The sequence below is a fragment of the Porticoccus sp. genome (assembly GCF_965660005.1).
Taxonomy (GTDB): Bacteria; Pseudomonadota; Gammaproteobacteria; order Pseudomonadales; family Porticoccaceae; genus Porticoccus.
Window position 1 is genome coordinate 1 of record NZ_CBFHYF010000047.1, and the last position, 12,200, is coordinate 12,200.

The 12,200-nt window shown below is 53.0% G+C and carries 11 protein-coding genes and 1 tRNA gene; 4 read left to right on the forward strand and 8 right to left on the reverse strand.

The genetic code is table 11. The features are described 5' to 3' along the window. Positions 1–153: 153 nt before the first annotated feature. From pnp to ACTF5G_RS08865, 8 genes are all read right to left on the reverse strand, one after another. The gene (gene pnp / locus ACTF5G_RS08830; protein ID WP_438952452.1) at positions 154–2,307 is read right to left on the reverse strand and encodes a polyribonucleotide nucleotidyltransferase; all 2,154 of its coding nucleotides are present in this window, start codon (positions 2,305–2,307) and stop codon (positions 154–156) included. A gap of 58 nt (positions 2,308–2,365) precedes the next feature. Then, on the reverse strand, positions 2,366–2,632 hold the full coding sequence (gene rpsO, locus ACTF5G_RS08835) for a 30S ribosomal protein S15 (protein ID WP_438952453.1): 267 nt from the start codon (positions 2,630–2,632) through the stop codon (positions 2,366–2,368). Positions 2,633–2,762: 130 nt separating this feature from the next. Continuing rightward, the gene (gene truB / locus ACTF5G_RS08840) at positions 2,763–3,707 is read right to left on the reverse strand and encodes a tRNA pseudouridine(55) synthase TruB (RefSeq protein WP_438952454.1); all 945 of its coding nucleotides are present in this window, start codon (positions 3,705–3,707) and stop codon (positions 2,763–2,765) included. 2 nt (positions 3,708–3,709) lie between these two features. Continuing rightward, on the reverse strand, positions 3,710–4,108 hold the full coding sequence (rbfA, locus tag ACTF5G_RS08845; protein WP_438952455.1) for a 30S ribosome-binding factor RbfA: 399 nt from the start codon (positions 4,106–4,108) through the stop codon (positions 3,710–3,712). A gap of 21 nt (positions 4,109–4,129) precedes the next feature. Beyond that, positions 4,130–6,676 carry a translation initiation factor IF-2 gene (infB, locus tag ACTF5G_RS08850; protein ID WP_438952456.1) on the reverse strand — a complete coding sequence of 849 codons (2,547 nt, stop codon included), beginning with the start codon at positions 6,674–6,676 and terminating at the stop codon, positions 4,130–4,132. A gap of 29 nt (positions 6,677–6,705) precedes the next feature. Further along, positions 6,706–8,196 carry a transcription termination factor NusA gene (gene nusA, locus ACTF5G_RS08855; protein ID WP_438952457.1) on the reverse strand — a complete coding sequence of 497 codons (1,491 nt, stop codon included), beginning with the start codon at positions 8,194–8,196 and terminating at the stop codon, positions 6,706–6,708. 22 nt (positions 8,197–8,218) lie between these two features. Then, positions 8,219–8,677 (reverse strand): ribosome maturation factor RimP, encoded by a 459-nt coding sequence (gene rimP / locus ACTF5G_RS08860; RefSeq protein WP_438952458.1) that lies wholly within the window; start codon positions 8,675–8,677, stop codon positions 8,219–8,221. A 140-nt stretch (positions 8,678–8,817) separates the two neighbouring features. After that, positions 8,818–8,894, reverse strand: a tRNA-Met gene (locus tag ACTF5G_RS08865). Between the two features lie 366 nt (positions 8,895–9,260). Between ACTF5G_RS08865 and ACTF5G_RS08870 the strand changes: the two genes are divergently transcribed. The 4 genes from ACTF5G_RS08870 (at position 9,261) to ACTF5G_RS08885 (ending at position 12,145) form a co-directional block, all read left to right on the forward strand. Then, a complete protein-coding gene (locus ACTF5G_RS08870; protein WP_438952459.1) occupies positions 9,261–9,491 on the forward strand; it encodes a hypothetical protein in 231 nt (76 codons plus the stop codon). Beyond that, positions 9,437–11,044: a phosphoethanolamine transferase CptA gene (gene cptA, locus ACTF5G_RS08875; protein WP_438952460.1), complete on the forward strand. Its 1,608-nt coding sequence runs from the start codon at positions 9,437–9,439 to the stop codon at positions 11,042–11,044. Before ACTF5G_RS08870 ends, cptA begins: the two co-directional genes overlap by 55 nt. A 172-nt stretch (positions 11,045–11,216) precedes the next feature. Next, positions 11,217–11,549: a DUF4156 domain-containing protein gene (locus ACTF5G_RS08880; protein WP_438952461.1), complete on the forward strand. Its 333-nt coding sequence runs from the start codon at positions 11,217–11,219 to the stop codon at positions 11,547–11,549. A gap of 68 nt (positions 11,550–11,617) precedes the next feature. Next, positions 11,618–12,145, forward strand: coding sequence for an agmatine deiminase family protein (locus tag ACTF5G_RS08885; protein WP_438952462.1), 528 nt, complete (start codon positions 11,618–11,620; stop codon positions 12,143–12,145). The last annotated feature ends 55 nt before the right edge of the window (positions 12,146–12,200 follow it).

The following is a 12,200-nucleotide window of genomic DNA, read 5'->3' on the forward strand; positions in this document are numbered from 1 at the left end:
CTTCATTCGTCGCTCCTTGTGCGATCATTTTAAAAGTCTCTACTCAAAATCTCGATTACTTTTGGGGAGGATTACACCATCAGTCCTGCCAGAAAATCTGTCATAAAAAAAGCGGGGCCTCAGCCCCGCCTTTCTGGCATCACACCCAGCACACTACTGCTCTGTAGATTCCTGAGCAACCGGAGCTTCTTCTACAGGGGCCGCCTCACTGGCCACGCCCTCGTCTTCAGATGCCTCTTTCATGGACAACTTGATTCGGCCGCGGGCGTCCACATCAAGTACCTTGACACGGACTTGCTGACCTTCCTGAAGATAATCAGACACTTTTTCCACACGTTCCTTGGCAATTTGCGAGATGTGCAACAGGCCATCGGTGCCAGGCATGATGGTGACGAAAGCACCAAAATCCACGATGCGGGCGACTGTGCCCTGGTAAATGCGCCCTATTTCAGCTTCAGCAGTGATTTCCTCGATGCGATAGATAGCAGTCTTCAGGCCATCTGCATCATCACTGTAAATTCTGATGGTGCCGCTATCATCGATGTCGATGCTGGCACCGGTCTCTTCCGTCAATGCACGAATCGTGGCACCGCCCTTGCCGATCACGTCGCGAATCTTGTCGGGATCGATTTTCAGGATATGGTAGCGGGGTGCTGACTCTGCCACTTCACTGCGGCTCTTGTCGATCACCTTGTTCATTTCGCCAAGAATATGGAGTCGCGCCTGCAACGCCTGACCCAGTGCAATATTCATGATCTCTTCGGTGATCCCTTCGATTTTGATATCCATTTGCAGCGCGGTAACACCCTGAGCAGTCCCGGCCACTTTAAAGTCCATGTCGCCCAGGTGATCCTCATCGCCGAGTATATCGGTCAGCACGGCAAAGCCGTCGTCCTCTTTGACGAGGCCCATCGCGATACCGGCCACGGGTGCTTTCAGCGGCACTCCCGCATCCATCAACGCAAGGCTTGAACCACAAACCGATGCCATGGAGCTTGACCCATTGGACTCCGTAATTTCAGAAACCACTCGCATGGTGTAGGGAAACTCTTCCGGCGACGGCAGTACCGCAGCAATGCCACGGCGAGCCAGCCGGCCATGACCAATTTCGCGACGACCGGTAAAACCAATACGACCACACTCTCCCACAGAATAGGGGGGAAAGTTGTAATGCAACATGAAGGGATCTTCACGACGGCCTTCCAGCGCGTCGATATATTGAACATCGCGCATGGAACCCAGGGTCGCCACTACTAATGCCTGAGTTTCTCCACGGGTAAACAGCGCTGTGCCGTGGGCTTTGGCCAGTACCCCGACTTCTACATCGATCGCGCGGACGGTTTTGCTGTCGCGGCCATCAATCCGGGGTTCACCGCGAATAATGCGACCACGGACAATTTTCTTCTCAAGTTTTTTAAAGGCATCACGAACATCGTCCTCAGCAATACCCGCCTCGGCATTCGACAGGGCTGCGACCGCCTGATTGCGCAGGCCATCAATTTCGACAACGCGCTGCTGCTTGTCAGTAATCCGGTAGGCCGCATCCAGACTTTCACCCACCAGAGCCTTGAGGCTATCGGTCAGGGTCTCATTCACGGCAGGCGCTTGCCAATCCCAGCGGGGTTTACCGGTTTCTTTGGCCAGTTCCTCGATCACCTGAATAGCTGCCTGCATTTCCTGGTGACCGAACAGTACCGCGCCGAGCATGATGTCTTCGGGTAATTCCTTCGCCTCTGACTCAACCATCAGGACTGCATCGCGGGTACCTGCGACAACCATATCCAGCTCTGACTCCGCCAGTTCCGAGTAGGTCGGATTCAGCAAATAGCCTTTATCGCGGTGATAACCAATGCGGGCACCGCCGATAGGGCCGTTAAACGGAACACCGGAAATCGCCAGTGCAGCGGAAGTACCAAGCAGTGCAACGATATCGGGGTCCACATTTTTTTCAGAGGACATCACCGTACAGACCACCTGCACTTCATTTTTAAAACCGTTGGGAAACAGCGGACGAATGGGCCGGTCAATCAGACGGGAAGTCAGGGTTTCTTTTTCACTGGGACGGCCTTCACGCTTGAAAAATCCACCGGGGATTTTGCCAGCGGCGTAGGCTTTTTCCTGGTAGTGGACGCCGAGGGGGAAGAAGTCCATACCCTCTTTGACATCTTTTGCTGCGACAACCGTACAGAGCACTGCCGTTTTATCCATGGTGCACATCACAGCACCGGTAGCCTGGCGGGCAATGCGGCCCGTCTCGAGCGTGACGGTATGGTTGCCATACTTAAATGATTTTATTACAGGATTCACAATTATATTACCTCTCCATAAGCGTGAACGGCTCCCAGGGGAGCCGTCAGCAATTCGATTAGCGACGCAGGCCAAGCTGTCCAATCAGCGTCATATAGCGCTTCGCGTCTTTAGCTTTCAGATAGTCCAGCAATTTACGACGCTGGTTTACCATCCGGATCAAACCTCGTCTTGAGTGGTGATCCTTGTTGTGGTCACTGAAGTGACCTTGCAGTTTATTAATGTTGGCGGTGAGCAGGGCTACCTGCACTTCCGGCGAACCGGTATCACCCACGGACTGGGCATACTCTTTAACAATAGCGTCTTTTTCAGTTGCATTTAACATGGTTATTTCTCCAATATGCGAGTTAGATTCGGGGCACCCGCGCATATTTACAGGAACCCTAAGCCAGTCAGTTCGATTGCCACCGAGTGACGAATCAAATCTGCGGTTTTGCCACACAGGACAAAATTTCTTACCTCACAACAAGACGTTTCGGAGCTACCCGTCCATCTTCTGTGACTTCGCCAACACCAAGCAACAACGGCCCAGTCTGGTCAATTTCAAAGACACGCACTATATCGCCTTCTTCACTCTGACGATAGACCTGCGGCACCATCACTGCCTGGCCGCGACGAAAATAGAATGCCGCATCCGGGACCAGATCCACTGCTGCCAGATGCATCATTCCGGCGTCCATAGGCAATAAAAGCCGGTCGAGTTGATCCATACTGCCCTCTGCCCTGAGCGATTGCAGCTCAGCCAGCGTCACCGATTGATCGTCGATAAAGGGGCCGGCAGCGGTGCGCCGTAAAACCGACAGGTAAGCACCACAACCCAGTTGTTGACCAATATCTATCGCCAGCGTGCGAATGTAGGTTCCCTTGCTGCAGTGGACAACCATATCGGCCTCCGGGAACTCGCCACTGCGAAACTCAACCAATTCAAGCGAGTGGATTGTGACCGGCCGAGCCTCCCGTTCAATTTCCACCCCTTCACGGGCCAGTTTGTAGAGCGGTTGCCCCTGGTGTTTCAGTGCCGAAAACATCGGCGGTATCTGATCGATATCGCCCCTGAAACAGCCCAAGACACCCACTAACTGCGCCTCGGTGAGTCCCGGAGCGCCACTGTCAATGATAACCTCTCCATCTGCGTCACCGCTGACCGTTGCCATACCAAAGCGAAACGTCGCACGGTAACATTTGTCCGCATCCAGCAGAAACTGGGTGAACTTGGTTGCCTCACCAAGGCATATCGGCAACACCCCCGTTGCGAGCGGGTCGAGACTACCGGTATGCCCGGCTTTGGCTGCCTCAAAAAGGTGTTTAACCTTCTGCAAGGCACCATTTGAGGAAATACCCAGCGGTTTATCGATCAACAGTATGCCGTTGATCGACCGCCCCTTGCGACGGCGCGACAAGCTCAGTCCTCCCCGGAGGAGTCTGTATCCGTATGTCGCGCCTTGTCCTGACTGACCGCATACTCAATGAGTGCAGACAACTCCTGGGCACGCCTGCCACTTAGATCAAAAATAAAACGTAATTTCGGTGCAATCCGAAGCAGCATGCGTTTGGCCAGCAATGTCCGCAGAAACCCGGCTGCGCCATTCAGCACGTCGGCAGCTTCACGGCTCTCCTCGGCGGACTCGGCACCGACCAGGTTGATGAACACCTTGGCACTGGAAAGATCACGTGACACTTCCACTGCCGTAATATTGACCAACCCCAAGCGGGGATCCCTGACTTCATCGCGAATCAGTTGTGCCAGCTCACGCTGCAACGCATCTGCGACTCGATCATTGCGGGTAAATTCTCTGGGCATATCGGTTTGACGTCAGCCCAATCAGAGCTGGCGCGCCACTTCCCTGATTTCATACACCTCAATCTGGTCACCGGGTTTGATATCGTTATAGTCCTTCACACCGATACCACACTCGACACCGTTACGAACTTCATTGACATCATCCTTGAAGCGTCGTAGCGATTCCAGCTCACCTTCGTAAATGACAATATTGTCGCGCAACACCCGTATACGCTTATTGCGATGCACTGTGCCCTCAATCACCATACAGCCCGCCACCGCACCAAATTTAGGGGAGCGGAAAACATCGCGCACTTCGGCAATACCGGTAATGACCTCACTTCGCTCCGGTGCCAGTAGACCACTCAATGCCTGCTTCACATCGTCCAGCAGATTGTAAATGATACTGTAATAGCGCAGATCCACCTGCTCCTGTTCTACCAACTGACGGGCAGCCGTATCGGCACGAACGTTAAACCCGAACACTACAGCACCGGTGGTGATGGCCAGATTGATATCTGACTCATTAATACCACCCACACCGGAGGCAACGACATTCACTTCAACCTCGTCGGTACCAATATCCGCCATCGCAGAAAGAATCGCTTCCAGAGAACCGCGCACATCGACCTTCACCATCACCGGGAGAACACCCTTCTCCTGCGACTCAAAGGTGGCAAACATATTTTCCAGCTTGGCAGCCTGTTGCCGGTTCACGCGATCCTGACGGGTTTTGTCCTGACGCATTTCCGCCAGCTCGCGGGCCTTGCGCTCATCTTCAACCACCAGGAATTCTTCGCCGGCCGCTGGTGGCATATCAAGGCCGAGAATTTCCACTGGAATCGATGGTCCCGCCTCGACAATCGGCTTACCCGCCTCATCGGCCATCGCACGAATTTTACCGACACTCTCGCCGGCCAGCAGCAAATCACCCTTGCGCAAGGTACCTGACTGCACCAATGCCGTCGCCACCACACCGCGGCCTTTTTCCAGTCGCGACTCAACGATCACACCCTTGGCCGGGGCATTGCGAGGGGCCTGAAGTTCCAACAGTTCGGCCTGTAGCAACACGGCATCCAACAGGTCATCAATACCATCACCGGTATGGGCCGAGACTTTCACAAACTGCGTATCACCGCCCCACTCTTCCGGAATCACATCCTTGGCAGACAGCTCATTCGTGACCCTCTCCGGATCAGCGCCTTCTTTGTCCATCTTGTTGATAGCCACTACGATAGGCACGCCGGCAGCGCGGGCATGCTGGATGGCCTCCACGGTTTGCGGCATCACACCATCATCCGCAGCCACCACCAGAATCACCACATCGGTACTGTGTGCACCACGGGCCCGCATGGCGGTGAAAGCTGCGTGACCGGGTGTATCGAGGAAGGTGATCATGCCCTTGGGTGTATCGACGTGATAGGCACCGATATGCTGGGTAATGCCCCCTGCTTCACCGGAGGCAACACGGGTTTTTCGTATATGGTCCAACAGAGAGGTTTTGCCGTGGTCAACATGGCCCATCACCGTAACAACCGGCGCACGGGGCTCCAGTTTTTCTGTCACGCCAGTCTGCAACGCCCGGATTAACTTCTGCTCTATTTCCTGGTCTGAAACCGGCACTGGATTGTGCCCAAGCTCTTCCACCACCAATGTGGCCGTGTCCTGATCGATCGGTTGATTTATGGAGACCATGGTCCCCATCTTCATCAACTCCTTGATCACGACTGCCGCTTTGACTGACATCCGCTGAGCCAGATCACTGACTGAAATCTGCTCCGGAATCTCAACATCGTGGACGATCTTGTTCGTGGGTTTTTTGAACTTGTGCTTGTTCTCAACCTTGATGGGAACCGAAATACCTGAACGCAACCGGGGTTTTTTCTCCTCGGCAACATCCTCAACTTCTTCAACAACCGCTTTCAGAAAATCTTCTTTTTTGCGCTTTGGATCCTTGATGGCACCCCGTTTTTTCGCTTTTTTCGGTGCCTCTTCGGAATCATCCGTTTCGTCATCGTCCCTGACATGTTTTTTCGCATGCTTTGGCGCATCAACGGGTTGATCGGCAAGTTCTGGAGGCAACGGCTCCACTGGGGACGGCGACAGCTTACGCTCTTCTTCTGCCTTGCGATGGCTCCCCTGTTCCAGCTGACGGGCTTCCTCTTCAGCCTTGCGGCGTGTCTCAATAGCAGCCTGCCGCTTCATTTCCGGATCATCCGCAAGCTGCGCCATCGCCTCGACAACAGACTCAGGCACAATTGAGTCCTCCGATTCAGAGAGCGCTGCGCCTTCTTCGCTTGCCCGCTTGACATAGGTGCGGGTCTTGCGCACCTCCACATTGACTGTTTTGCGACCAGCACCCGTCTTGAGTGTGCTGACCGTCTTGCGTTTCAATGTGATCTTTTTAGGGTCGCGGGACTGCTCACCATGCAGGCCTTTCAAATAGGCCAGCAGCTTCTGCTTTTCCTCATCACTGACATTTGCGTCAGCAGAGTTGTGAGGCAAACCAGCTTCCTGCATTTGACTCAGCAGGCGGTCGACGGATGCTCCGACAACCTTGGCAAGTTCGCTAACAGTGACTTCAGCCATCAGTATTCCTCAATTCATCGCCTGTTCGTTTAACTGTCGCTCTCATCGGCGAACCAGGGGGCACGTGCAGTCATTATCAGTTTGGCTGCCCGTTCTGCATCCATGTTTTCAATGTCCAGTAAGTCTTCCACGGCCTGCTCAGCAAGATCTTCCATGCTGACAATGCCATATGCAGCCAGCGTATGCGCCAACTGATCGTCCATACCTTCCATGCCTAACAGGTCGGCTGCCGGGCCGGACATACCTTCTTCCGAGGCCAGCGCCATGGTCAACAATGCATCCTTGGCTCGAGCCCGCAATTCCTCGGCCACTTCTTCATCAAAACCCTCAATACCCGCCATCTCATCCAGAGGGACATAGGCAACTTCCTCGATGGAGGTAAACCCTTCATCGACCAGCACCATGGCAACGTCTTCATCAATATCCAAGCGACTCATGAAAATTTCCACCAACGAGCTGGATTCTTCCTGTTGCTTGACTTCCGCCTCTTCAACAGACATCACGTTGATTTTCCAGCCAGTGAGCTCAGAGGCAAGACGAACATTCTGTCCGTTTCGTCCAATGGCCATCGCCAATGTTTCTCCGGCCACCGCCACATCCATCGAGTGAGTCTCCTCATCAACAATGATCGACTCCACTTCTGCGGGAGCCATGGCATTGATCGCCAGCTGGGCGGGATTATCGTCCCACAATACAATATCGATACGTTCGCCATCCAGTTCATTGGAGACAGCCTGTACACGCGCTCCACGCATACCAACACAGGCACCGATCGGGTCGATTCGACCATCATTGGTTTTCACAGCTATTTTCGCGCGCGAGCCGGGGTCTCTGGCCGCACCACGGATTTCAATCACTTCCTCGGCTATTTCCGGCACTTCAATACGGAACAGCTCAACCAGCATTTCATTGCATTTACGACTCAGAAACAATTGAGGGCCGCGGCTTTCCGTATTAATTTGTTGAAGGACGGCCCGCACCCGGTCATTGATTCGAAAAACTTCACGGCCCACCAGCTCTTCCCTTGGCATGACGGCTTCAGCATTGTTACCCAAATCAACAATAATACTTTCCCGGGTCACTTTTTTGACGGTGCCACTGACCAGTTCGCCGAGCTGATCACGGTATTGCTCCACCACCAATGCGCGCTCTGCGTCCCGGACTTTCTGGACAATAACCTGCTTGGCCGTTTGAGCGGCAATACGGCCAAAACCGATATTTTCCACCGGCTCCTCAAAAGTATCGCCAGCTTTAAGGCTTGCGTCCTTGTCATGTGCCTCTTCAAGCGTGAACTGTGTTCCCAGTTCCGCCAGCACATCATCGGCTACCACTTCCCACCAGCGGGACGTTTCATAGTCACCAGTGGCGCGATTAATGGTTACCCGGATGTTGGAATCCTCGTCATAGCGCCTCTTGGTTGCCGTGGCCAGTGCCTGCTCAATGGCCTCGAAAATCACCTCTTTGGACACGCCCTTTTCATTGGAAACGGCTTCCACCACCATCAAGATTTCTTTATTCATTCATTCAGCCTCGCAATCGCCCTCAGAATCGGGGAACGACATTCGCCTTTTCAATGCTATCGAGGGGAAAGAGATATTCATGGTCGTCAACAATCAACAACACATCCTCGCCCTCCACGCCATTCAGACGGCCCTTGAATTTCCGTCTGCCTTCATGGGGAAACCTCAGCCGCAAGGCCACATCTTCCCCAATATACTTTTCAAACTGACCCAGGGTATATAAAGGCCGATCCATACCCGGCGAAGAAACCTCCAGAGTATATTCCCCGGTAATCGGATCCTCGACATCCAGCTGACTGCTGACCTGGCGACTGACTTTTTCACAGTCCTCCACCGTCACACCATCATTTTCACGCTCGATGTAAATACGTAGCATCCCATTGCGGCCTGATGACAAATACTCGAGCCCCCAGAATTCACAACCCATTGCATGCACTATGGGTGCAATCATTGCAATGAGGGCCTCTTCTTTTGTCGCCACGGTAATCTCTCGGCTTCCCAATCAAAAAATGGGCACAGGGCCCACTTCATCTACACCACTTAGCAAAAAGCCCCTAAAAAGGGGCCCTTCGACTGCGCCTTGTAATGACGCATGGTACCAGCTGTACCGATACCAGAATTTGGTAGCGGGGGCAGGATTTGAACCTACGACCTTCGGGTTATGAGCCCGACGAGCTACCAGGCTGCTCCACCCCGCATCAAAAAACGCTGGCCTTACGGCCGGGAGACTGAGCATGTCTCCTTACCTTTGCCAGCTCATAACCTCTGGCAAGCCCCCAAGCTGTCATCTGACTGCTTCAAGGGCCGAGGATTATAGGTCTGACACCTTATAGGGTCAAGGGGAAACATCGCTTTGTTGTGCTCCCGCTGATAGCCCTTACAAGGCCCGGAGAGAAAACCGGCTCAGGCTTGAAACGACTGGCGGGCGGGCATTACCGAATGTCCGGGTAGCGGCACCACACAACAGCCACAGATTTCTTGCTTCAAGGAAAGGTGTTAACCATTCAGGGTTTTCAGTAAATTTTCGCCTCAAATTAAGCTTCACTTAATATTGGAACGGTATCGTGGCATCGATGCTTCAACAAGGTTGCCGATACATGACTGATTTCCCTAAAAAACATCCGTTGCTATGGGCCTATCTTTTTGCAGCGTATTTTTCGCTGTGCTATCACATCCCCATTTATGCAACAGGCATGTCCGGGTTCATAGGATTGCGCGAAACCATTTTGATGAGCCTGATGTGGCTGGTGCCGATACTTCTGGCGCCGGATATACCCGGCAATTATTGGCACTGAGCGGTTTGATCATGTGGCCGGCAGCGGTCATCTCGGTGTTCTATTTTATTATCTATGGTCAGGAGTTTTCCCAGAGCACGATTTTCATCGTGTTTGAATCAAACATCGCCGAAGGCAGCGAGTTTGTTTCCTCCTACTGGCAATGGTGGTTTGTACCGGTACTTCTGGTGTTCAGTGCAATCCCTGTATGGATGTGGCGACAGGCTCGGCCCGTGGTGATTGGGCAGCGTAAACGTTTCGCCTATGCCGCCCTTTTTACACTGATTCCCTTCTTCCCCTTTATCAGCACCGCGCTGCTCAAGGAAAACACCACCATTGATGATGCGGTCTACCACCAGATGAAACGAATGGAACCCGCAGCACCCTGGAATCTGGTTGTTGGCTACGCAAAATACCGACAACAGATGGCAGGCATGACCGCACTGCTGGAAAAGAATCGTCAGGTAAAACCGCTGCAAAATCTTGAGGCGAAAGTCGCGACCCTGCCCAATACAGTGGTGCTGGTGCTCGGCGAGTCAACCAATCGTCAGCGCATGAGCCTGTACGGCTATCACCGGCCGACAACACCCCATCTCGATGCCATGCAGGCAAACAATGAACTCATGGTTTTCAGGGACGTGGTCACACCCCGGCCCTATACGATCGAGGCACTGCAACAGATTCTGTCATTTGCCGACCCCAAAAATCCGGAGCTGTTTTTTACCAAACCAAACCTATTAAACATGATGCAACAGGCCGGTTATGAGATCACCTGGATCACCAACCAGCAAACCCAGACTCGCCGCAATACCATGCTGACCACCTTTTCCCAACTGGCGGATCACCAGATTTACCTGAACAACAACCGGGCACAGAATGCCAATCAATACGACGAAGTTGTATTGCCGCCGTTTGCAGAAGCGCTTGAGTCAGACTCAACCCGGAAATTGATTATTGTCCACCTGCTGGGCACACACCGCGCCTATGAGCACCGTTTCCCTGAAATCTACCGCCAGTTCAATGACAACAGTGGTGTTCCGGAGTGGGTGACAGCCGACCTGCTGGAGGATTACAACAACTACGACAACGCTGTTCTCTACAACGATAAAATCGTGTCAGCCCTGATTAAGACTGCGCAAAGTCAAGAAGATAACAGTCTGCTGGTGTACTTTGCCGATCACGGCGAGGAGGTCTACGACTATCCGGACAACCTGTTTGCCGGACGCAACGAAGCCAACCCCACATCTGCGATGTACACGGTGCCATTCATCGTCTGGGCATCTCCGGCGTTCAGGCAAAGCCGCGATATCGATCACTGGCGCACCGCCACAGACCGGCCGTACTCGATCGCCCACTTTATTCACACGTTTGCCGATATGGTCGGACTGGATTTTTCCGGAATGAATGAGCAGGCAAGTCTGATTTCCAAGAGTTTTCAACCTCTTCCCCGCTGGATAGGCGATCCACTCAATGACGAGTCGCTCAAACGTTACAGTGAGGTTATACAGGATGCGAAGCCACCCACTCAAACGGCCAAGCACAACGTTTCGAAAGATATTAAAAAAGCGTTCTAGCCATGTTGGTAATCAGACTTTCCGATGTAGCCCTCGACCTCAATAGTCGAGCCTGACCGGGCCAGAACAACATGGGTCTTTTTCTTTAACTTTTGCACCAACATAGCGCTGCCAAAAAAGTGATGAAAGGCTTAATATCTGTACCCCATCCCACCTACAGATGGAGAGTTCCTTGACACCCGCCACAAAAACCCTGGCTATCGCCCTGTTCATTACAGCTTCCTTCACGTTCACGAACGCTTGCACCTGGGTAAAAATATCACCGGAGGCAGAACAGGTAGTCCTGCTGCCCGCAGAGCGGGTCAACCCATGCAACCGTGTTGGCCAGATCAACAGCAGCGTGAGAGCAAATTTGATCGGCTCCATTGCCCGTAATGCGGTCAAAGTGCGCGACGAACTGGACAACCTCGCCCGCCAGCAAGCCCACCAAATGGGAGCCAACACCATCGTTCGCCAATCAATCGTCAATGGCAAAGGCACCTATATGGCCTATAACTGTCCTTGATAAATTAAAAGACAACAAACCATCAAACAATCCCGAAACCTCAAGCACTGCTCAGGACAGTATCCACAATGACCAGCCACCGAGTGCGTCTTCCAGCCGAATGGGAGCCTCAGGATGCCATTCAGCTAACCTGGCCCCATGCCGGAACAGACTGGGAGCCTATCCTGAATGAAATTATTCCTGTGTATGAAGCGCTGATATCTCTGCTCACTGGCGTTGGCGAAGTAGTCATCGCAACCCTGCCGACAAACCTCAACGCGCTGTCAAAGCGCATGACTCAACTCGGTGTCTCAGCAGATAAACTGCATATATTCCCGGTTGAATCCGATGACACCTGGGTACGCGACTACGGCCCCATCACTGTCGAGACAGGCCAGGGTCTCTGCCTACTGGATTATCAGTTCAATGCCTGGGGCAATAAACACCCCTGTCAGCTGGATAATGCCATTACCTCAGCCCTTTTTGAGCTGGGTGCCTATCCGGGGGCAGCCATCAGGGAGCGCAAGCTGGTGCTCGAAGGTGGCTCGATTGAAACCGATGGTATGGGTACCCTGCTGACAACAGCACAATGCCTGTGTAATCCTCCCCAAAAGTAATCGAGATTTTGAGTAGAGACTTTTAAAATGATCGCACAAGGAGCGACGAATGAAG

What these genes read in the sequence shown, in the direction of transcription:
- rpsO (WP_438952453.1), bottom strand. Translation starts at nt 2,632, where the DNA reads ATGTTAAATGCAACTGAAAAAGACGCTATTGTTAAAGAGTATGCCCAG.
- rbfA (WP_438952455.1), bottom strand. Translation starts at nt 4,108, where the DNA reads ATGCCCAGAGAATTTACCCGCAATGATCGAGTCGCAGATGCGTTGCAG.
- infB (WP_438952456.1), bottom strand. Translation starts at nt 6,676, where the DNA reads ATGGCTGAAGTCACTGTTAGCGAACTTGCCAAGGTTGTCGGAGCATCC.
- nusA (WP_438952457.1), bottom strand. Translation starts at nt 8,196, where the DNA reads ATGAATAAAGAAATCTTGATGGTGGTGGAAGCCGTTTCCAATGAAAAG.
- ACTF5G_RS08885 (WP_438952462.1), top strand. Translation starts at nt 11,618, where the DNA reads ATGACCAGCCACCGAGTGCGTCTTCCAGCCGAATGGGAGCCTCAGGAT.